The organism is Bradyrhizobium sp. LTSPM299 (assembly GCF_000938235.1).
Lineage (GTDB): Bacteria > Pseudomonadota > Alphaproteobacteria > Rhizobiales > Xanthobacteraceae > Bradyrhizobium.
The window spans coordinates 128,281-149,454 of the sequence record NZ_JYMU01000049.1 but is presented as its reverse complement, the minus strand read 5'-3'; the positions used below and the strand labels follow the sequence as shown (position 1 = coordinate 149,454).

20 protein-coding genes are annotated in these 21,174 nt (G+C 63.5%); 8 read left to right on the top strand and 12 right to left on the bottom strand.

From position 1 onward, the window contains the following. Positions 1 to 35: 35 nt before the first annotated feature. The 3 genes from UP10_RS23870 to UP10_RS23860 all read left to right on the top strand — a co-directional run bounded on the left by UP10_RS23870 (position 36) and on the right by UP10_RS23860 (position 2,893). Positions 36 to 1,718, top strand: coding sequence for a long-chain fatty acid--CoA ligase (locus tag UP10_RS23870; protein WP_044590080.1), 1,683 nt, complete (start codon positions 36 to 38; stop codon positions 1,716 to 1,718). A gap of 24 nt (positions 1,719 to 1,742) precedes the next feature. Then, on the top strand, positions 1,743 to 2,300 hold the full coding sequence (locus tag UP10_RS23865) for a DUF924 family protein (protein WP_044589682.1): 558 nt from the start codon (positions 1,743 to 1,745) through the stop codon (positions 2,298 to 2,300). A 107-nt stretch (positions 2,301 to 2,407) separates the two neighbouring features. Beyond that, positions 2,408 to 2,893, top strand: coding sequence for a peroxiredoxin (locus UP10_RS23860; protein WP_044590079.1), 486 nt, complete (start codon positions 2,408 to 2,410; stop codon positions 2,891 to 2,893). A gap of 156 nt (positions 2,894 to 3,049) precedes the next feature. Here the strand turns inward: UP10_RS23860 and rnhA are convergent, their stop codons facing one another. The 3 genes from rnhA to ispH are packed head-to-tail and all read right to left on the bottom strand — an operon-like array spanning position 3,050 to position 5,459. Then, positions 3,050 to 3,511, bottom strand: a complete 462-nt coding sequence (rnhA, locus tag UP10_RS23855; protein ID WP_502692247.1) for a ribonuclease HI — start codon at positions 3,509 to 3,511, stop codon at positions 3,050 to 3,052. Continuing rightward, positions 3,499 to 4,479: a homoserine kinase gene (locus UP10_RS23850; protein WP_044589681.1), complete on the bottom strand. Its 981-nt coding sequence runs from the start codon at positions 4,477 to 4,479 to the stop codon at positions 3,499 to 3,501. Before UP10_RS23850 ends, rnhA begins: the two co-directional genes overlap by 13 nt. Before the next feature lie 5 nt (positions 4,480 to 4,484). After that, positions 4,485 to 5,459, bottom strand: coding sequence for a 4-hydroxy-3-methylbut-2-enyl diphosphate reductase (gene ispH / locus UP10_RS23845; RefSeq protein WP_044589680.1), 975 nt, complete (start codon positions 5,457 to 5,459; stop codon positions 4,485 to 4,487). Positions 5,460 to 5,687: 228 nt separating this feature from the next. Here ispH and UP10_RS23840 point away from each other — a divergent pair, with 228 nt between their 5' ends. Next, entirely contained in the window at positions 5,688 to 6,386 is a 699-nt protein-coding gene (locus UP10_RS23840) for a DUF1013 domain-containing protein (protein WP_044589679.1), read from the top strand. A gap of 105 nt (positions 6,387 to 6,491) precedes the next feature. Here UP10_RS23840 and UP10_RS23835 read toward each other — a convergent pair whose 3' ends face one another. After that, complete coding sequence (locus UP10_RS23835; RefSeq protein WP_044589678.1) at positions 6,492 to 6,764, bottom strand: hypothetical protein; 273 nt, start codon at positions 6,762 to 6,764, stop codon at positions 6,492 to 6,494. 301 nt (positions 6,765 to 7,065) lie between these two features. On the opposite strand from UP10_RS23835, the gene UP10_RS23830 reads away from it, so the two are divergent. Then, the gene (locus UP10_RS23830) at positions 7,066 to 8,013 is read left to right on the top strand and encodes a heme-binding protein (RefSeq protein WP_044589677.1); all 948 of its coding nucleotides are present in this window, start codon (positions 7,066 to 7,068) and stop codon (positions 8,011 to 8,013) included. A 98-nt stretch (positions 8,014 to 8,111) separates the two neighbouring features. On the opposite strand, the gene UP10_RS23825 is transcribed toward UP10_RS23830, so the two are convergent. Both UP10_RS23825 and UP10_RS23820 read right to left on the bottom strand, forming a co-directional pair. After that, on the bottom strand, positions 8,112 to 10,022 hold the full coding sequence (locus tag UP10_RS23825) for a propionyl-CoA synthetase (protein WP_044589676.1): 1,911 nt from the start codon (positions 10,020 to 10,022) through the stop codon (positions 8,112 to 8,114). 83 nt (positions 10,023 to 10,105) lie between these two features. Beyond that, the gene (locus UP10_RS23820; protein ID WP_245321834.1) at positions 10,106 to 10,906 is read right to left on the bottom strand and encodes a tetratricopeptide repeat protein; all 801 of its coding nucleotides are present in this window, start codon (positions 10,904 to 10,906) and stop codon (positions 10,106 to 10,108) included. A gap of 100 nt (positions 10,907 to 11,006) precedes the next feature. Here UP10_RS23820 and UP10_RS23815 point away from each other — a divergent pair, with 100 nt between their 5' ends. Further along, complete coding sequence (locus UP10_RS23815) at positions 11,007 to 12,551, top strand: cation:proton antiporter (protein WP_044589675.1); 1,545 nt, start codon at positions 11,007 to 11,009, stop codon at positions 12,549 to 12,551. A gap of 75 nt (positions 12,552 to 12,626) precedes the next feature. Here the strand turns inward: UP10_RS23815 and UP10_RS23810 are convergent, their stop codons facing one another. The 4 genes from UP10_RS23810 to UP10_RS23795 all read right to left on the bottom strand — a co-directional run bounded on the left by UP10_RS23810 (position 12,627) and on the right by UP10_RS23795 (position 17,155). Beyond that, positions 12,627 to 13,433, bottom strand: a complete 807-nt coding sequence (locus tag UP10_RS23810; protein ID WP_044589674.1) for an SDR family NAD(P)-dependent oxidoreductase — start codon at positions 13,431 to 13,433, stop codon at positions 12,627 to 12,629. Positions 13,434 to 13,525: 92 nt separating this feature from the next. Then, positions 13,526 to 13,903: a DUF1850 domain-containing protein gene (locus tag UP10_RS23805; RefSeq protein WP_245321832.1), complete on the bottom strand. Its 378-nt coding sequence runs from the start codon at positions 13,901 to 13,903 to the stop codon at positions 13,526 to 13,528. After that, positions 13,900 to 16,011 carry a TRAP transporter permease gene (locus tag UP10_RS23800; protein WP_044589672.1) on the bottom strand — a complete coding sequence of 704 codons (2,112 nt, stop codon included), beginning with the start codon at positions 16,009 to 16,011 and terminating at the stop codon, positions 13,900 to 13,902. Before UP10_RS23800 ends, UP10_RS23805 begins: the two co-directional genes overlap by 4 nt. Positions 16,012 to 16,207: 196 nt before the next feature. After that, positions 16,208 to 17,155: a TAXI family TRAP transporter solute-binding subunit gene (locus tag UP10_RS23795; RefSeq protein ID WP_044589671.1), complete on the bottom strand. Its 948-nt coding sequence runs from the start codon at positions 17,153 to 17,155 to the stop codon at positions 16,208 to 16,210. 598 nt (positions 17,156 to 17,753) lie between these two features. Between UP10_RS23795 and UP10_RS23790 the strand changes: the two genes are divergently transcribed. Next, entirely contained in the window at positions 17,754 to 18,971 is a 1,218-nt protein-coding gene (locus UP10_RS23790; RefSeq protein WP_044590076.1) for an EAL domain-containing response regulator, read from the top strand. Positions 18,972 to 18,990: 19 nt separating this feature from the next. On the opposite strand, the gene UP10_RS23785 is transcribed toward UP10_RS23790, so the two are convergent. Further along, positions 18,991 to 19,470 carry a hypothetical protein gene (locus UP10_RS23785; protein ID WP_044589670.1) on the bottom strand — a complete coding sequence of 160 codons (480 nt, stop codon included), beginning with the start codon at positions 19,468 to 19,470 and terminating at the stop codon, positions 18,991 to 18,993. 204 nt (positions 19,471 to 19,674) lie between these two features. On the opposite strand from UP10_RS23785, the gene UP10_RS23780 reads away from it, so the two are divergent. Continuing rightward, positions 19,675 to 19,968 carry a hypothetical protein gene (locus UP10_RS23780; RefSeq protein WP_044589669.1) on the top strand — a complete coding sequence of 98 codons (294 nt, stop codon included), beginning with the start codon at positions 19,675 to 19,677 and terminating at the stop codon, positions 19,966 to 19,968. Here UP10_RS23780 and UP10_RS23775 read toward each other — a convergent pair whose 3' ends face one another. Next, positions 19,969 to 21,168, bottom strand: coding sequence for a hypothetical protein (locus tag UP10_RS23775; RefSeq protein WP_044589668.1), 1,200 nt, complete (start codon positions 21,166 to 21,168; stop codon positions 19,969 to 19,971). Positions 21,169 to 21,174: the final 6 nt, after the last annotated feature.

Genomic DNA, 21,174 nt, shown 5'->3' with positions numbered 1-21,174 from the left:
ACATCAGGCAATATCACGAGAGGGGAATGACCATCATGGAGCGCATCTGGCTCAAGCATTATCCGGCCGGCGTGCCCGCCGATATCGACATGACGCAATATTCGTCGCTGGTCGAGTTGCTGGAAGAGAGCTTCAAGAAGTACGCCGACCGCAAGGCGTTCATCTGCATGGACAAGTCGATCACCTATCGCGAGCTCGACCAGATGTCGACGGCGCTCGGCGCCTATCTGCAGAGCAAGGGCCTGAAGAAGGGCGCGCGCGTCGCGCTGATGATGCCGAACGTGCTGCAATATCCGGTCGCGACCGCCGCCGTGCTGCGCGCCGGCTATGCCGTAGTCAACGTCAATCCGCTCTACACCCCGCGCGAGCTCGAGCATCAACTCAAGGATTCCGGTGCGGAAGCGATCGTCGTGCTGGAGAATTTCGCCACCACCGTGCAGAAGGTGCTGCCTAACACCGCCGTCAAGCACGTCATCGTCGGCAGCATGGGCGACCTGCTCGGCATCAAGGGCGTGATCGTCAACCTTGTGGTGCGTAAGGTGAAGAAGATGGTGCCGGCCTATTCGATCCCGGGCGCCGTCGGCTTCAACGAGGCACTGTCGGCCGGCCGCGGCCTGAAGTTCAACAAGCCGCAGATCGGGGCTGATGACGTCGCCTTCCTGCAATATACCGGCGGCACCACCGGCGTCTCCAAGGGCGCCACCCTGCTCCACCGCAACATCCTAGCCAACGTGCTGCAGAACGATGCCTGGCTTCAGCCGGCGTTGAAGAAGCCGCCGATCGTCGACAACATGATCATCGTTTGTGCGCTGCCGCTCTATCACGTGTTTGCACTGACCGCCTGCTACCTCTTGGGATTGCGGACCGGCAGCACAAATCTTCTGATCCCCAACCCACGTGACATGGCCGGCTTCATCAAGGAACTGCAGAAATACCAGGTCAGCTTCTTCCCGGCGGTCAACACGCTCTACAATGGCCTGTTGAACACGCCCGGATTCGACAAGCTCGACTTCTCCAAGCTGAAGATCGCCAATGGCGGCGGCATGGCAACGCAAAAGCCGGTTGCCGAGAAGTGGCTGAAAGTCACAGGCACTTCGTTGTCGGAGGGATATGGCCTGTCGGAGACCTCGCCGACGCTGACGTGCAATCCCGCCACAATCGACAAATTTTCTGGAACGATCGGTCTGCCCGTTCCTTCGACTTGGCTTTCGATCCGCGACGACGACGGCAACGAATTGCCGATCGGCGAAGCCGGCGAGATCTGCGCCAAGGGACCGCAGGTGATGGTGGGTTACTGGAACAGGCCTGAAGAGACCGCAAAGGTGATGACCGCGGACGGCTACTTCCGCACCGGTGACATCGGCATCATGGACGAGCAGGGCCAGACCAGGATCGTCGACCGCAAGAAGGACATGATCCTGGTCTCCGGCTTCAACGTCTATCCGAACGAGATCGAGGAAGTGCTCGCGAGCCATCCAGGCATCCTCGAATGCGCCGTGATCGGTGTGCCGGACGCAAGGTCCGGCGAGGCGGTCAAAGCCTTCGTGGTCAAGAAGGACCCGAACCTCACTGCCGATGATATCATCAAGTTCAGCGCCACCCAGCTCACCGGCTACAAAGTGCCGAAGCAGATCGAGTTCAGGACCGACCTGCCGAAGACCAATGTCGGCAAGATCCTGCGCCGCGAGCTGCGCGACGAGAAGAAGGCCGCGGCCTGAAACAAGCGGCGCGGGTGTCGCACTATGACCGACGCGCCCGTCGCTACGCCGGCCGAGGTCCTCGCGTTCTGGCGCGAGGCCGGCCGCGACCGCTGGTACAGGCGCGACGACGCGTTCGATGTGACGGTCCGGGACCGCTTCCTCGCCACATGGCAGAAGGCCGCTGCCGGCGAGCTGTCGTCATGGGAAGCCAGCGATGACGGCGCCGTCGCACTGACCCTCGTGCTGGACCAGTTTCCCCGCAACATGTTTCGCGACAACGCGCTGACCTTTTCCAGCGATCCACAGGCGCGCGAGGTCGCCGGTCGCGCGATCGACCGCGGCGTCGATGCACGGGTCGATCCGTTGTTGCGCGAATTCCTCTATCTGCCTTTCATGCATTCGGAGTACCTCGCCGACCAGCAGCGCTGCGTCGCGCTGTTTCGGGCATGCGGCGGTCATTCCGATAATCTCGGATTTGCCGAGGACCACGCCGATATCATCCGCCGGTTCGGCCGCTTCCCGCACCGTAACCGCGTCCTGGGCCGGGCGACGACGCCCGAAGAACAGGCATTCCTGGACAATGGCGGGTTTTCCGGCTGATGACGGAACAGTGACCATTCTCCGCCATTGCCGTTTCCGTCCCAGCCAATATTGTGCCGTCCGACCGCCGGGTTTAAGACAATTCCGCACACCGAGGGAGAATGACGATGACGATCAATGTTGGCGACAAGCTGCCGGAAGCCAAATTTCGCGTGATGACTGCCGAAGGGCCGCAGGTCAAAACCACCGACGACATTTTCAAGGGCAAGAAGGTCGCCCTGTTCGCGGTGCCCGGCGCCTACACCGGCACCTGCCACAAGATGCATCTGCCGAGCATCTTCCTCAACGCCTATGCCATCAAGAACAAGGGCGTCGACAGCATCGCGATCGTCTCGGTCAACGATGCCTTCGTGATGAACGCCTGGAAGCGCGACACCGACCAGCGCGACGAAGCCACCTTCCTCGCCGACGGCAATGCCGACTTCACCAAGGCAATCGGCATGGAGCTCGACGCCTCCGGCAACGGCCTCGGCATCCGCTCCCACCGCTACTCGATGCTGGTCGAGGACGGCGTGGTGAAGAAGCTCAATAAGGAGCCGGCTCCGGGCAAGGTCGAAGTCTCCGGCGGCGATACGCTGCTCGGGCAGCTCTGAGGCTGAGCGACGAATTCTTCCCTTCTCCCCTTGTGGGAGAAGGTGGCGCGGACGCAGTCCGCGACGGATGAGGGGTCTCTATCCGCGGAGACAAACCCCTCACCCGGCTTCGCTTCGCGAAACTACCCTCTCCCACAAGGGGAGAGGGTACGATCGCTACCCCTTCAGCTTCGCCATCGCGACGCCATCGCGGGCGAGCTGATCGGCGCGTTCGTTCTCGGCGTGGCCGGCGTGGCCCTTGATCCAGTGCCAGCGCACCTCGTGCGGCTTCAGCGCGGCGTCGAGGCGCTGCCATAGCTCGACATTCTTGACCGGCTTCTTGTCCGATGTGCGCCAGCCATTGTGCTTCCAGCCGTGGATCCATCCGGTGATGCCCTGGCGGACATACTGGCTGTCGGTGGTGAGGTCGACGCTGCAGGGCTTCTTCAATGCTTCCAGCGCCGAGATCGCCGCCATCAGCTCCATACGGTTGTTGGTGGTATGGGCCTCGCCGCCCTTCAATTCCTTTTCGGTGTCGCCGAATTTCAGGATCGCGCCCCAGCCGCCCGGCCCCGGATTTCCGGAGCAGGCACCATCGGTGAAAACGATCACATGCGGCTTGTCGCTCACGCCGCGCATCCTGCCGGCGTGATGCCGTAGTCGCGCAGGTTTGCGACATTCTGCTGGAAGCGAAGCTTGCGGACATATTCCAGCGGGTCCTTCGGCTGCACCAGCGCGCCCTCGGGCACGTTGAGGAAATCAACCAGACGCGTGAGCAGGAAACGCATCGCAGCGCCCCGCGCCAGCAGCGGCAGCGCAGCCTCTTCAGTCGCCGACAACGGCCGTTCGCGGCCGTAAGCATTGAGCAGCGCGCGCGCCTTGGTGACGTTGAAGGAATGATCCGGCTCAAAACACCAGGCATTCAGGCAGATCGCGACGTCGTAGGCCAGGATGTCATTGCAGGCGAACGGGAAGTCGATCAGCCCCGAGAGCTTGTCGCCGAGGAAGAACACGTTGTCGGGAAACAGATCGGCATGGATGACGCCGACCGGCAAATCGCTCGGCCAGCACGCTTCGAGATGATCGAGCTCGCGCGCGATGAAATCGTGCAAGCCCGCCTGCACGCCGTCGGCGCGCGCGGCGGCGAGATCGAACAGCGGCCGCCAGCCACCGACCGACAGCGGATTCTCGCGGACCATCGGGAAGTCGCGCCCGGCAAGGTGCATTTTGGCAAGCGCCTCGCCGACGCCGGCGCAATGCGCCACGTTGGGCCGCCGCGGCCAGACGCCTTCGAGGAAGTTGATGATCGCCGCCGGCCGATTGGCCAGCCGGCTCGTGACCTCGCCGCTGCGATTCCTGGCCGGCTGCGGGCAGGAGACGCCGCGCTCGGCGAGATGCGCCATCAGCGACAGGAAATACGGCAGGTCGTCCTCCGCCACGCGCTTCTCATAGAGCGTGAGGATGTAGGCGCCCTGGCTGGTGTGCAGCAGGAAGTTCGAATTCTCGACGCCTTCGGCGATGCCCTTGTAGGACAGCAGTTCGCCGATGTCGTAACGCTTGAGGAATTCCGCGAGATCTTCGGCGGCAACGTCAGTGTAGACCGCCATATGGCTTATTCCGCAGCGGCAGCGTCGGGCCGCAGCGAACGCGGCAGCGGGAAGAATTCGTTCTCCTCCGCGGCCGAGACCGTCTCCACGTGAAGCTCGTAGCGCTCGGCGAAGGCGCCCATGATCTCCTCGACGATCACCTCCGGCGCCGATGCGCCCGCGGTGATGCCGAGGCTCCTTATGCCCTCAAACCGGCTCCAGTCGATGTCGCTGGCCCGCTGGGCCAGCACTGAAACCGGACAGCCCTCGCGCTCGGCGACTTCGCGCAGACGCTGCGAGTTCGACGAGTTCGGCGCACCGACCACGATCAGGGCATCGACCACCGGAGCCACCTTCTTGACCGCGAGCTGGCGGTTGGTGGTGGCGTAGCAGATGTCTTCCTTGTGCGGCCCGTTGACGTTCGGGAAGCGCTGCTTCAGGAGCGCCACGATCTCCGCGGTGTCGTCGATCGACAGCGTGGTCTGGGTCACAAAGGCGAGGTTGTTCGGATCCTTCGGGGTGAAGGTTTTGGCATCCTCGGCGGTCTCGATCAGGGTCACGGCGCCGACCGGCAGCTGGCCCAGGGTACCGACCACCTCCGGGTGGTGCGAATGCCCGATCAGCAGGATTTCGCGGCCGCGCTTGAAGTGGATCGCCGCCTCGCGGTGGACCTTGGTCACCAGCGGGCAGGTCGCGTCCAGCGAGAAGAAATTGCGCGATTTGGCCTCGGCCGGGACCGATTTGGGAACCCCGTGGGCGGAAAACACCACCGGCGCATTGGTATCATCGGGGATTTCGGCCAGTTCCTCGACGAAAATGGCCCCCTTGGTCTTCAGGCTGTCCACCACATACTTGTTATGGACGATCTCGTGCCGGACATAGACCGGGGCGCCATAGATGGTGAGCGCCCGTTCCACCGTGTCGATGGCGCGAACCACCCCGGCGCAGAAGCCACGCGGGGAACAAAGCACGATTCTGAGGTCGGGTTTTTTCGCTGACATGGGGCTGTCTCGGGGCAATCTCTGGACCGAATCACCCCTCGCCGGCGGGCGGGGAACGGCCAATTCGCATAAGGACTTGGGACTGCTTTCGGGCGCTGTCAAGGCGATTTTACTGGCCCATTGCGCCATTCCCCCCTCAGGGCTTATATAGACGCCATAATTCCCGTCATCACCGATGACTACCAGCTTCGCCTCGCAGAGGTGGGCGAAGCGCAAAGGAGATTTGCCATGAGCAACGCACCGCTGATGCCAAAGGCAACTGCCGTGTGGCTGGTTGATAATACCGCTCTGACCTTCGATCAGGTGGCCGATTTCACCAAGATGCACCCCCTGGAAGTGCGCGCCATCGCCGACGGCGACGCCGCCCAGGGTATCAAGGGCATGGACCCGATTTCGAACGGCCAGCTGACCCGCGAGGAGATCGAAAGGGGCGAGCGCGACCCGAACTACCGCCTCAAGCTCGAGGAGAGCAAGGTGGTGCTGCCGACCGCCGCCAAGAAGAAGGGCCCGCGCTACACCCCGGTGTCGCGCCGCCATGAGCGGCCGAGCGCGATCCTCTGGCTGGTGCGCAACCATGCCGAGCTGAAGGACGCCCAGATCATGCGCCTGGTCGGCACCACCAAGACCACGATCGCCAGCGTGCGCGACCGCACCCACTGGAACGCCTCGACGCTGACGCCGATGGACCCGGTGACGCTCGGCCTGTGCTCGCAGATCGAACTCGATTTCGAGGTGCAGCGCGCCGCCAAGGAAAAGCCGACCGCCGCGGTCTATGGTGGCGCGACGCTGCTGCCGGCCTCCGAGACCACGCGCAAGGAGCCGGAATACGAGCCGACCGAGCGGCAGCAAGAGGATCTCAACGTCGACGCCGTGTTCGCCAAGCTGAAGACGATCGGCGGCAAGAAGACCGACGATGACGAGGAGTAAACGCGGTCCACGCGTTTCGCGTCACTGGATCATCAAACGCGGCGGGACAACCCGTCGCGTTTTTTCTATTGCGAGTGAAGAGGCGGCGTCTCTTTCATCACCATCCTAGTGCACGTCCGGATGGTTCATCATGTATTCGCCGAGGTCGCGCTGCTTGCGATCGGTGCGCGCTTCGGCGTTTTGCCGCTGGACGTCACGGTCCTTGCGGCAGGCGACGTATTCGGGCGTGCCGATTTTGACCGTGCCATTGGCCTGGCAGTACTGGTCGTCGTCGCCCATGCTTTCCGCGACCGGCGACCGCCCGCGCTCGAGGCAGCCGGCGAGCAGCGGCAGCGCCAGCAGCAGTGCGAGGGGCGCGCGTGCGGCAATCGATCGCATCCGGGGGTCCGTTCGTCGTGGCGACATGGTGCGGGAATGACCCGGTAATCCATCAAAATCAAGGCCGTTTTGCTTCCAAATACATCCTGCCTGCGGCCCTGCCCCTCCGAGGCGCGCGGCGCGAGTGTGATGCCTGCGCCCTGCGCGTCACGCCGCAACACATTTTCGGCAACCCGCGCATGTGTGAACCACTTCTCAATCAAGACTAATGATTCCATATATATTGCATTCCTAAGTTGTAGTCGGCGGCGCAACGAATTCCACGTTTCCGTCTCACCGTTTCAACGATGGAGTTTTCACTATGGACGTCCTTGCAGATTTCCAACTCACTTCCGTATCCGGGCGCATTCCGTCGATCGCGCCGGTCACACAGGCCGGCTTGCCCGTGAGCCCGTTTGGGTCGCTGGTCCATCTTCCCGGCATCTGGAAGGGCCGCGGCTTCAACCAGATCTGGCGGCCGTTTCACGGCTCGCAGGACCGCTTCCTTGAATTGAACGAAACCATCGAGACGCTGGAGTTCGAAGCGATCCCCGGAGACATCCCCAACCGCGGCCTGCTGCAGGCCGATATCAACCTGCACGGCGTACGTTATCTGCAGCAGATCCAGGACGCCCATGTGCTCGGGCCGAACGGCAAGCTCGCCGGCCTCCATATCGAACCGGGCATCTGGCTCTCCACGCCGCCGACCAGCAATCCGCTCGATCCGGCCACCGTCGCGCGGATGGCCAGCATCCCGCACGGCACGACGCTGGTCGCGCAAGGCGGCACGCTGCCGGTGATCAATCACGCGCCGCCGATCGCACCGGTCAGCATCACGCCTTTCACCATCGCGCCGCCGCACTCGCCGATCCAGTTTCCCGAGACCAATCTCGGCGTGCCCAGTCAATTCCGCACCCCGCACGCCGATATCCCCAATGTGACGCAGGCGATGGTGAACAATCCGAACATCGTGCTGAGCCACGCGATCGCCGGACAGAACATCACCTCGACCACGACGCTGAGGGTCTCGACGACGCCGCTCAATCCGCCCGCGACCGGCGGCGGCACCTCCAACATCGCGTTCCTGCAGGGCGCGGCCGGCGGCCCGAACGCGCAATCGGTCACCGTCGAGGCCACCTTCTGGATCGAGACCGTCAAGGAGCCGAACGGCACGACCAAGCTGCAGCTGCAATACACCCAGACGGTGCTGCTGAATTTCAACGGGCTGAGCTGGCCGCACGTCACGGTGGCGACGCTGGTGAAGGTGTAGGCTCTCTCCTCCCGTGCGAGCGAAAGCGAAGCAATCCATTGTCACCGTGCTCGCGGATGCATGGATTGCTTCGCTTCTCTCGCAATATCTGCTCTGACCTACACCCTGCCCTTCAGCGCATCGCCGATTTCGTCGAGCACCTTGGGATCCTCGATCGTCGCCGGCATGGTCCAGGACTCGCCATCGGCAATCTTCTTGATGGTGCCGCGCAGGATCTTGCCGGAGCGGGTCTTTGGCAGCCGCGCCACGGTGATCGCGAGCTTGAATGCCGCCACCGGCCCGAGCTTGTCGCGCACCAGCGCCACCACCTCCTTCTCGACCTCGGCAGGCGTCGTCGTCACGCCGGCCTTCAGCACCAGGAAGCCGCAGGGCACCTCGCCCTTGATCGCATCCTTGATGCCAAGCACGGCGCATTCGGCGACATCGGAATGCGAGGCAAGGATCTCCTCCATGCCGCCGGTGGAGAGGCGGTGACCGGCGACATTGATGATGTCGTCGGTGCGGCCCATCACCCAGACATAACCGTCCTCGTCCTTGTAGCCGGCGTCGGACGTCTTGTAGTAGCCGGGGAATTCAGAGAGGTAGGCTTCCTTGAAGCGATCGTCCTGCTGCCACAACGTCGGCAGGCAGGCCGGCGGCATCGGCAGCTTGATCACGATCGAACCCATGGTGCCCGCGGGCAACGGCCTTGCCGCTTCATCCACCACGTCGACCTGATAGCCCGGCATCGGCACTGTCGGCGAACCGTGCTTGACCGGCAGCATGCCCAAGCCCACCGGATTGCCGGCGATACACCAGCCGGTCTCGGTCTGCCACCAGTGATCGATCACGGGCACCTTCAGCTGCGATTCCGCCCACGCCACCGTCGGCGGATCGGCGCGTTCGCCGGCAAGGAAGAGGGTGCGGAAGCTCGAGAGATCGTACTGCCGGATGAACTTGCCTTCCGGGTCCTCCTTGCGGATGGCGCGGAACGCGGTCGGCGCGGTGAAGAAGGCGACCGCCTTGTGCGCGCTGATGACGCGCCAGAACGCGCCCGCGTCGGGCGTCCCGACCGGCTTGCCCTCATACATGATCGAGGTCGCGCCATGGAGCAGCGGGCCATAGACGATGTAGCTATGGCCGACCACCCAGCCGATATCGGAGCCGCACCACCAGACCTCGCCGGGCTTGACGCCGTAGAGATTGTACATCGACCATTTCAGCGCGACGAGATGTCCGCCATTGTCGCGCACCACGCCCTTCGGGATTCCTGTCGTGCCCGAGGTGTAGAGGATGTAGAGCGGATCGGTCGCGAGCACCGGAACGCATGGCGCCGACTTGCCGGCCTCGAGCGCAGCGCGGCACAAGGTTGCCCAATCGTGATCGCGGCCCGCGGTCAGCTCGCAACCGTGCTGCGGCCGCTGCAGGATGATGCAGGCATCGGGCTTGACGCTGGCGAGCCGGATCGCCTCGTCGAGCAGCGGCTTGTATTGCACGATGCGCCCAGGCTCGAGCCCGCAGCTCGCAGAGAAGATCAGCTTCGGCTTGGCGTCATCGATGCGGCTCGCCAGCTCCTTTGCCGCGAAGCCGCCGAACACCACGCTGTGCACGGCGCCGATCCGCGTGCAGGCGAGCATTGCAACCACCGCCTCCGACACCATCGGCATATAGAGGATGACGCGATCGCCCTTGGCCACGCCAAAATCCTGCATGACCGCGGCAAGCGTTTGCACCTCCTTCAACAACTCGGCATAGGTGAATGTCGTGATCGCGCCGGTGAACGCGGAATCGTGGATCAGCGCGACCTGGTCGCTACGGCCGCCCGCGACGTGGCGATCCAGCGCGTTGTAGCAGGTGTTGACGACCGCACCAGTGAACCAGCGTCCATAAGGACCCATGGCGGGATCGAAGACCTTCTTCGCCGGCTCGATCCAGTCGATCTCGCGCGCCGCTTCCGCCCAAAACCCTTCCGGGTCTCGAAGCGAGCGGGCATGCACCTCATGATACCGGCTGTTTTGCTGGGCGATCATGGCATTTCTCCCTGCGCGAACGCGCGTCTTTTGCCGACCATTGTCACGGGAAGCGCTGGCGTTTCAAGCCGAAATCCTTCCGACTAATATCCGTCGGCTCCATTGATCTGCCGCAACCGCTCCCGCATCGCCTTTTGCAGGTCATAGCCGGGCTTGCCGAATTCGACATTGCGGCGGGCGATGAACTGGTCCTGATCGCGCTGCAGCTCGCGCGCCTGATGCGGGCTTGGCGCTTCGCGGATCGCCCGAACGATCGATGCGTTGACCTCGCGGTCGAGGTCGGCGAGCTCAGGACTGGCGCAGATCGCCTTCTCCACCGCGCGGCGCGCCTTGCGGCAATCAAAGCTCGGCTTGCCGGCGACCGCCATCATGGCGCCCATCCGCTCCAGCTCCAGCGACAGCGATTTGTAGTTGACCTTGGCAGCCGCATGATCGGGATTGAGCTTGAGCGCGGCGCCGAAATCCACGATCGCCTTGGGCCGGTCGCCCTTCCGGCGCCAGAGCTCGCCGCGTGCATTGTGCGCGTCGGCGAGCGACGGATCGAGCCGCAGCACGGTGTCGTAATCCGTAATCGCGCGATCGATCATCTGCTTGCGGTCATAGGCGGCGGCGCGCGCCATCAGCGCCTTGACGCGATCCGGCTTCGCCGCCTTCTCGTTGTCGATCAACGCACCGCAAACGTCGATGGTCTTGTCGCCGTCCGCGGCACCAGCCGCGGCAACGCAAGGCCCTGGATCAGCCTGGACATCCTTGCCCGGCTCGCTGCTCGTCGCGCGCGCGCCGCCAGCCAGCAGCACCCATGACAGGCAAATGCCGATCAGCACCAGAGCCAGACTTGCCAGAGCCGGACTTGCCGAGTCTCGTCGTATCAAAATCGCCGCCAATACGTCCGTCTCCTGCGCCTGAACCAACACACGCAATTGCCGCAAAACCACATGCTGGATTATACGTCAATTGCGACGATCGGTTGCATAGGGGTTTGCCTTGCTCACATTCGAATGGATCATCGGCCTGTTGCTCGCGTCAGTTGCGCTGTCCGCGCTAGCACGGCGGGTCAAGGTGCCCTACCCGGCATTCCTTGCGATCGGCGGCATGCTGCTGGCCTTCCTGCCGTCAGGCCCATCCTGGGCGCTGGAGCCGAAACTGGCACTGGCGCTGTTCGTCGCACCGGTCCTGCTCGACGCCGCCTTCGACACCTCGCTGCGCGATCTACGCAACAACTGGCTGCCGGTTTCGACGCTTGTGCTCGTTGCGGTGGGCGTAACGACGGTGGCCGTCGCGGTGGTCGCGCGCTGGCTTCGCCCGGACATGCCCTGGGCGGTTGCGATCGCGCTCGGCGCCATCGTGGCGCCGCCCGACGCAGCCGCGGCCACCGCGATCCTGCGCCAGGTCAAACTGCCCTATCAAATCCAGAAGATCCTCGAGGGCGAAAGCCTGCTCAACGATGCCAGCTCGCTGCTGATCTATCGCGTCGCCGTTGGTCTGGTTGCCGCCGAGCACATGAAGGTGCGCGAATTCGTGCCTTCGCTTGCGGTGGCGCTTATGGGAAGCCTCGTCGCCGGCTTTCTGTTCGCAAGGGTCTGGATGATGATCACGCGCCGTATCACGGAGGCGCCGAGCGCGATCATCACGCAGTTTGGCGGCACCTTCATGGTGTGGATCGTCGCCGAACATATCGGCCTGTCCGGCATCCTCACCATCGTCGCCTATGCGATCACCCTTGCCCGCACCGCGCCGGCCCGTACCTCGGCACGGCTGCGCGTGTCGTCCTATACGGTGTGGGAAACCGTCATCTTCGTGCTCAACGTGCTCGCCTTCATGCTGATCGGCATGCAGTTGCGTCCGATCTGGTCCGGGCTCGACGACGATGTGCGGTTCAAATATTGCACTTTTGCCGCCGCAGTCCTTGCCGTCGTGATCCTCGCCCGCATCCTCTGGGTGATCCCATATGGCGCCTTCCTGCGTGCTTTGAAGGCGCAAGGCCTGCTTCCCGCACATGTGATCCCGGCTGTGCCGTCGTTGCGACGCGGCATCGTCGTGTCCTGGTGCGGGATGCGCGGAATTGTTACGCTGGCAGCCGCTTTCGCACTGCCGGAGGCCTTTCCCTATCGCGATCTGATCCTGCTGACGGCCTTTGCCGTGGTGTTCGGCACGCTTGTGATCCAGGGACTGACGCTGCGGCCGTTGATCCTTGCGCTGAACTTCGACGACGACAACCCGATCGCGCGCGAAGCCGCCCACGCCCGCACGTCGGCCTTTCGCGCCGCGCTCGATGAAATCGACGGCGATCCATCCGAGGAAGCCGAGATCCTCCGGCTCGAATACCGCGCCGTGCTGCTGCGCGCCGAGACCGAGCCCGACGGCGGCGTGGCGACGAGCGAATTGCCGGCCGATCCGATTCGCCGCCGCGCCATCGCCGCGGCCCGCCAGGCCCTGCTTAGTCTGCGCCGCACCGAGGCGATCGGCGACGATGCGTTCCATCAGGTCGAGGAAGAGCTCGATCGCGCCGAGCTCAGCGCCGAGGCTTGATCGGCGCGGCTTTTGTTTGACGCGTTTTCCCAGCGCGAACCGGCATCCACTTCGCTCGAAAACGCGATGTGCGCCTCAAGCACCGGACTTGCAGGTGATCCCGCCGTCGACGACGAGCTCGATACCCGTGACATATTTCGATTCATCGGAGGCGAGAAACAGCGCCGCATTGGCGACGTCCCAGCCATCGCCCATGTGCCCCATCGGCACCTGCGCGTCGCGGGCGCGCCACATCGCCTCGACGTCGCCCTTGGCGTAGCTCTGTGCCAGGCCGGCCGAATGCTCGACCATCGGCGTCTTCATCAGCCCGGGCAGGATCGCGTTGACCCGCACATGGTTCGCGGCGAATTCGACCGCGGAGGTGCGCGTCATCTGGTTCATCGCGGCCTTGCTCGCATTATAGCTGACATAGGAAATGCCGACATGGCGGATCGAGGCGATCGAGGAGATGTTGATGATCGAGCCGCCGCCCTGCTTGATCATCACGGGAATGACGTGTTTCATCGACAGGAACGCGCTCTTGAGGTTGACCGCGAAGACGCGGTCCCATTCAGCTTCCGTCACCTCGACCACGCTGCCGACCTCAGCGATACCGACATTGTTGTCGAGCACGTCGATGCGGCCGTAGGATTTCAAGCAGGCCGCGACCATCGCCTCGACTTCGGCGGCGCGCGACACGTCGGCGGTGAATGCGGTCGCCTTGCCACCCTCGCCCGTGATGATCTTCACGGTCTCTTCCGCCGCAGCGCCGTTGCGATCGACGCAAAACACGCTGGCGCCCTCACGCGCAAAGGTGACGGCGGTCGCCTTGCCGTTGCCCCAGCCGGGCCCGATCGAGCCCGCGCCGACCACCATCGCAACCTTGCCCTTGAGCCGATCCATCGGTTGTTCTCCCTTTTTTGTTGTCATTGTAGCCCGGATGAGCGCAGCGATATCCGGGTCGGTGTTCCCGGCTGTCGCTCCGCTCATCCGGGCTACGGATTTTTACATACGCTCATGATGGTGACATTAGCACCGATCGGATGCCCGAAAATCTCCGATAGCGTCTGGCAGTGCCCCCCGTGGCACAGCTGCCATTCGCCGGCGGCGCCGGAATTGCCGAGCACCACCTCCGGCCGTGGCGCTGATGGCGGTGACCAATGAAACCAGCCTCCGACAAGACGCGCCTCCGGCGGCGGCTCCATGCCGGCGCCAAAGCCCATGATGCGGGCCTGCGTCAATTCGAGCCCGGCCAGCGTGACCAGCCAGTCTTCCTGCCAGGCGGTCTTCTCGATCGAATGCGTCCAAGCGAGCGTAAAGGCCGCGATCGACAGCGTCTTCACGGCACCCGCCGAGGCGAGACACAGGCTCACGCCGCCGCAACCGCGTCGCGCGACCGCTGCCGCCACTGCCAGAGCACGAGCAGCGCGGCGAGCATGAAGCCGGCGGTGTCGGAGAACTGGAAATCACCGAGCAGGCAGAGCGCGCCGGCAAAGGCGACGATGATCTCGACCAAGCTCAGCCGCGTGAACAGGAAGCCGATCGCGACGACGCCGAATAGCCCGATCGCGACCAGCGCCTTGAAGGTCGCGAGCGCCACCGCACCGTAGAAGCCGAGCTGGACAGCCATCGGATCGTTGGCCTGCAGCATCAGCGCAGGCGAATAGACGAAGATGAAGGGAATGACGTAGCCCGCGAGCGCGATCCGCATCGCCTCCCAGCCGATCTTGTCCGGGTTTTCCCTGGCGATTGGCGCCGCCGCAAGGGCCGCGAGCGCCACCGGCGGCGAGAGGTCGGCCATGATGCCGTAGTAGAACGCGAACATGTGGCTCGCGATCAAGGGCACGCCGAGCTTGGCCAGCGCGGGCGCGGCGAGCGCCGCCGTGATGATGTAGGTCGGAATCGTCGGGATGCCGGTGCCGAGCAGGATCGACAGCAGCATGGTCATGATCAGCGCCAGGAACAGGCTCTTGGCGCCGAGCCCGATGATCCAGCTGCCGAAGATGGTGCCGACGCCGGTCTGCGTCATCATGCCGATGATGGTTCCGACGATCGCGCAGGCCATGCCGACGGTCAGTGCCGACTTGGCGCTGTCGGCGAGCGAGTCCCGGCAGGCGGCGAGCGTGGCACGGCCGCCGCTTGTGATCGCGGCGATCACGATCAGGCCGCCGACGATGCTGGCGATCGGGATGATCTCAAGCCCGTGGCGCGAGACTGCGGCCACGACCAGCGCCAGCCCGATCCAGAAAATGTACCGGATGATTGTGTTGGAGAAGCCGAGCGTGATGCTGGCGCCGAGGATCAGCGCCACCGTCAGCGCGAGACCCATGCTGCCGGCGTAGAGCGGCGTAAAACCCTCGAACAGCATATCGACCAGCGCCGCGAGCGGCAGCACGAGGTACCAGCGCACCACGAGCGCCTTCCAGGCGCTCGGGATTTCCGATCGCTTCATGCCGACCAGGCCATGCTTGCCGGCCTCCAGATGCACCATCCAGAACGCCGAGGCGAAATACAGGATCGCCGGGATTACCGCAGCCTTGACGATCTCCGAATAGGGAACGCCGAGCGTCTCCGCCATGATGAAGGCGACTGCGCCCATCACCGGCGGCATGATCTGTCCGCCCATCGATGCCGTCGCCTCGACGCCTGCTGCAAAGGCGCGGCGATAGCCGAACCTGATCATCAGGGGAATCGTGAACTGGCCGACGGTGACGACGTTGGCGACGCCCGAGCCCGAGATCGTGCCCATCATGCCCGAGGCGAACACCGCGACCTTGGCAGGGCCACCGCGGGAGCGGCCGAACAGGCCGAGCGAGACGTCGGTGAAGAGTTGGATCATGCCGGCGCGTTCGAGGAACGAGCCGAACAGGATGAACAGGAAGATGTAGGTTGCCGACACATAGATCGGCACGCCGTAGAAACCTTCGGTGCCGAACGAGAGATGCGTGACGATCTGGTCGAAATCATAGCCGCGATGGTTGAACGGCGACGGCAGATACTGCCCGAAAAACCAATACAGCAGACACGCACCGCCCATCAGCGGCAGCGCCGCGCCCATCAGCCGCCGCGTGCCCTCGAAGATCAGCACCGCAAGCAGCGTGCCGACTGCGAGGTCCGTGGTGGTCGGATCGCCGTCGCGGGCGATCAGGTCGGCGTAGAAGATCCACTGGTAGAGCCCGCAGAGGAAGCCGGCGCCGCCGACCATCCAGCTCAACGCCCGGCCGAAATCGGTCTTGGCGGTGAAGTTGCCGATCAGGCCGAAGGTCAGCAGGATCAGGAAGCCGACATGGACGCCGCGCACCACCTGGCTCGGCAAATAGCTGGAGGCCGCGACATAGAGCTGGAACGCCGCGAAGGCGAGGCCGATGGCGTATGCCAGATGCCCCCAGCCGCCCGGCCCGAACCCTTCCGGAAAGCCGTGCTCGAAATTGTCGAACTCGACCTTGACGGGCCCCTCGATGCCCTCGGCCTTCTGCTGCATGCAATGAGTCCCCCGCCGTATCAGCGACGCTTATAGCAATTGGATGGTGCCTGGGCCGCGCCCGCCGCACGTCAAACGCGGGCGCCTGTCCGCGACGTGATCGGGGATGACCCGCGCATCCACCTTAAAAATCAAAGTCTCTAGAAAGATCGATGGCCGGGTCAAGCCCGGCCACGACACCTAACCGGGGTTGCCCCTACTTAATCAGGCCCTTTTCCTTGTAATAGCGGATCGCACCCGGATGCAGCGGCACCGGGCTGCCGTTCGCAGCGGCCCCAAGCTTGATCTCCTTGCCGGCCGCATGGGAGTTGGCGAGTTCCGGCAGCGATTCGTAGACCAGCATGGTCATCTGGTAGGCGAGATCGTCTGATACGGCGCTAGAGGTGACGAGATAGTTCACGACCGCCGCGGTCGGCACGTCCTTGTCCTGGCCGGCATAGGTGTTGGCGGGAATGATCACCGAGACGAAGGGCGGGCCGATCTTGTCGACGATCTCCTTCGGCACCGCAACCACGTTGATGTCGGACGAGGTCGAGAGGTCCTTCAGCGAGGCGACACCGAGGCCGGCGGACTGCAGCGTGGCGTTGAGCTGGCGGTTCTTCATCAGGTCGACGGATTCGGCGAACGGCAGATACTCGACCTTGCCCAAATCCTTGTAGCTTATGCCGGCGGCCGCGAGGATCGCGCGGGAATTGAGCTCGGTTCCGGACTTCGGCGCGCCCACCGACAGGCTCTTGCCCTTGAGGTCGGCGAGCGTCTTGATCCCGCTCTCGGCGGTGGCGACGATCTGGATGTAGTTCGGATAGATCGCGCCGATGGTGCGCAGTCTGTCGAGCTTGGTCTTGAAACCGGCTTCCGCATCGCCTTCCCAGGCGGCCTTCAGCGAATCGCCGAGCGCGAATGCGATCTCGCCGCGGCCCTGTTGCAGCAGCACCAGGTTCTCGACCGAGGCCTTGGTGGCCTGCACCTGGGTCTTCACACCGGGAATCTTGTCGCCGTAGATCTTTCCGATCGCGACGCCGAGCGGATAATAGACGCCGGAAGTCCCGCCAGTGAGCACGTTAATGAATTGCTCGGCCTGCGCAGCAGGCGCCGAAAAAATGCTGGCTACCACGATCGCGGCCGCCATCAACTTCGAACTCATAAGTATTATTCTCCCCAACAGCCGGGCGCAAAATTGCGCTGGACGCCTCCGCCGGGTCAAGCCATCCAAACGACGAAGGCGCCGGGAAATCCAGTATGCCAGCACCGTAGCACGACGGATGCGGGACCTATCCACTGTCCGACAATCCATCCTCGCTGGTCTCAATGCAATTGCTCGACGGTATCGGTGCCGGGATTTTTGGCACGCTGTTTCGCTTGTGGTCGCGGACCTCACGCACGGTGCCGTCGCGCGTCACGCGCAACCGCATGGGTCACGCGACGCGATTCGATGTCCGACAATGGTGCAGAACGACGCCGGCATCGACGCATCAACACAGATATTAACGCCGTCTCTCGATGAAACACGATGCGAGCAATGCAGCGACAACCGCAAATCGGCCAATCGCGCTCGTGAACGCCGGATGACGCATTTGTTGCAGCCGCCACGGGCACGGTCGCGCGCCATTTCCGTCGCAATTTGATTCGAATTGGCTGCCTTAAGGTTAGCGACGCAACGCGTGTATGATCCCGAAATTTCCATGATTGCCGCCGCCGCTCCGATGTACGAATTCGTCGGGGCTATTCCGAATAGGGCGGGCATGAATCACATCAGTCACATCGAACAAGCACGAGCCGGCTGGTTCGGGCAGCGCAAGCTGACGCCGCGGGCCTGCATCGCTGACAGCAAGAAGCACCTTCGCACCTTCCTTGCCGACGCGCTCGACGAACTCGGTTTCATCACCAGTGAATGCGGTCAAGCCGACGGCCTGGACGCCGTATTGGACGCGGAGCGGCCCGATCTTTTGGTGCTCGGCGTGTCCGTCGACGGCATCGAAATCAGTAAAATTCTCGAGACTTTGGTGAGAAAGGACTATGGCGGCAAGGTACTCGTCATCGGCCTGCCGGACTCGATCATCGTAAAGGCGGTCAGGCAGATTGGCGACGAATACGGAATTGCGATGCTGCCAGCATTGCCGACGCCGTTCAGCACCGGGACCCTTCGTGACAGTCTTGCCTCACTGCTGCCGGTCGAACCTGCGCCGAGCCCTGCAGTGGATGTCCCTGAAGCCTTGAAGGCCGGCTGGCTCGAACTCTGGTATCAGCAGAAGATCCATCTCCGAACGCTGGCCCCACACGGTGCAGAGGCGCTGATCCGGATGCGTCATCCCGCATGGGGCGTGGTTCCGCCGGCCTACTTCATTCCCGGTGACGACGACCCGCATTTTCAGGCCCTGTCCGCGTTCGTCATCGAGCGGGCGATCGAGGACTGGCGGTATCTCGTCGAGCAGAAAGGGCCGGTTGATCTCTCGATCAACCTGCCGATCTCCTTTCTCGCCGACGCCGATGCCGTACGCGATCTCTGTCGGCGGATACCGGACCATCCCGCCTTCGCCGGCCTGCTGATCGAGATCGACAGCGGCGAAGTCGTCGACAATCTGGACCTCGCGATCGACGTCGCCAGACGGGTGCGCCTCTACAACATCGCCGTCTCGATCGACAATGTCGGCGCGAACTGGCCATCCTTGATGGGACTGCAGAACTTTCCCTTTGTCGAGCTGAAGGTCGACCATCAATACGTCACCGGCTCCGCGGATCATCGCCTGAAGCAGACGGTGTGCCGCCGGATCGTCGAACTGGCTCACGACAACGGCGCGCGCGTGGTGGCGCAGGGAGTCGAGACGCGCGCGGATTTTCTCGCCGCGTACGAGATGGATTTCGATCTGGTGCAGGGTTACCTGTTCGGCAAGCCGATGGGCGTCAAGAAGTTTGCGAGATCGCGGGTGTCGTTGCCACCCGACACCCAGCCGGACCCGTGAAGACCGCCGAGCTCAAGACTCACTGAAACGTCATGTCGAGGCATTTGGAAATGTCGGAGCCGAGCCCGGACGAGATGGTGAGGCAGCCGCGGATCTTCTGGCTGTTGTTGTCGCTCGCCCAGATCGCGTAGCCGCCGGGGCCGAAGAACGAATTGGTATTGGGCGGCTCGGTCTCGGTGGCGTCGAACGAATAGTTGCCGTCGGTGTCGAAAATGCGCGGCTTCTTGGTGCAGCCGCCGTCGGCCTGCACGTTGATGACCTCCTTATTGTCCCGCGTCAGCGCCAGCGAAACCTGGCAGCGGAAGTATTCCGAGGTCTTGGCGTTGAACAGATAGGCGTACGACTTGCAGGTCGCGGTGTTGAGCTTGCCGGCCGACAGGCCGCGGCTGCAGGAGATGCGCTGGTTTTGCGACAGCTTGAACTCATCCGCCTGCGCGACCGAAGCCAGCGTCATGAACGACAGCGCGGCACCCAAACCGATTTTCATGACGTGGTACATCCGAATCGTCCCCAGGAGTTTCTTGGCAATGAGTTGTTGTAGACGGAAACACGAGGATAGTCGCGAAGTGTCGTCCGGAAAATCACAAAGTCGCGGAAAAGCTTGAGCGATGGCATCCGTTGTCGTATTGACGGCGCGGCTGCGTTCGTGATTTGTTCAAGTCGCATGGGACGATGCTAATTTTTTCGGCCGGGAGGATGAATCATGACGAATTTATTGACCAGGACGTTATTGGCGGCGGCCTTTGCCGCACTGACCACATCTGCATTCGCGCAGGAAGCCACCCCATGGGAACTGAAGACCGACATGGGCTACGCCTATGACAAGGACGGCAAGACTTCGTCCTACAAGATGGGCACCAACAATGCCGGCAAGCTGCTGAAGGGCGCCAAGAAGGTGCCGCCGGGCACGCTGTTCTTCATCGGCCATAACGGCCAGCTCTACATGCGCTCCGGCCCCTATCTCGAAGGCGACAAGTTCATGTTCGGATCGAATTGATCAGAACGCCGCCGCGAGCTCCTTCGCACCGGGCTTGTTGCCGTTGGTGTCCATCCGCTCGTTGGTGACCGCGAGCAGCTTCGCCACGGTGTGGTGGCGGATCGCCACCGGGTTGCGCTCGTAGCCGGAGCGCTGGAAGAAATTCGAGGTCGGCACCTGCTCGCGCATCGCCTGCGGCATGGTCACCATGTCGAGCCCGGTGCCGTCGCCGGTCAGGTTCATCATCTCGAGTTCGGCGGCGGTGAGCGGCCGATTGTAGCCCTTGGCGCGGGCGAAGATCACCGACGTCAACAGCTTGTGGGTCTGCAGCATCGGGCCAATGTCGATGTCGAGCACCATGGCATGCACCGCCCAGCCCTGCGGCGTGTCGGCGAGCCGCTCATGCGCCGACCAGTCGTCCGGCACGGTACGCGTGAACGCGACCATCCTCTTCAGCACCGCGAGCTTGTGCTCCATCACCCTGCGCGCCGGCCCGGTCGTGGCCGCGACCCGCTCCGCCAGATCGCGCACGAATTCGTGGCCCTGCTCGGCCATCAGCTCGACGCTATTGGTGGTGAGCAACTGGTTGTAGCCGATCGCGGTGGAAATGGCGCGCTTGCCACCATGCTCGATGCCCGACTGCACGTCGTAATTGCCGGTGCCGCCGGTCTCGAACGAATAGACCCGTACGGCCTGCTCCGGCGTCAGGCCCGCCGCGCGCGCATATCGGGCATAAGCGCGCTTGAACTCGATCTCGGTGGTGGGACGCTGCGGCGAGAACTGGAACTGGTCGGTCGCGGCCTGGACGAGATCCGCGACCACCGGAATCGACTTGCGCGGACGTGGCGTGCCGCCCTCCTCCTCGTCCGGTGCAGGATTCACCGGCCGCTTCGGGCCTTGATAGAGCGGCGGCTGCTCCAGCACGTAATCGTCCAGCGTGATCTGCACACGATCGCGCCGCTTGGCGTTGCGGCCGCGTCGCTTCTCGGAGATCCCGCTCCAATAGGCGCTGGCATCCTGGTCGTAGGCGGCACGCGCGTCCTGATATTCCTGCAGCTTGCGGCGATAGTCCGCGATCGCCTGGGGCGATGCCGCCTGCGCCATCGCGTTCGCGGTGCCCGGTGGCAGACTGACGGCCTCATTGGCCAAGACTGACGGCGTCCCCGCGATCAGCGCGAGCGCGACTATTCCAGAACACAGGCGAATCAATTGCGGGCGCATGTTTCC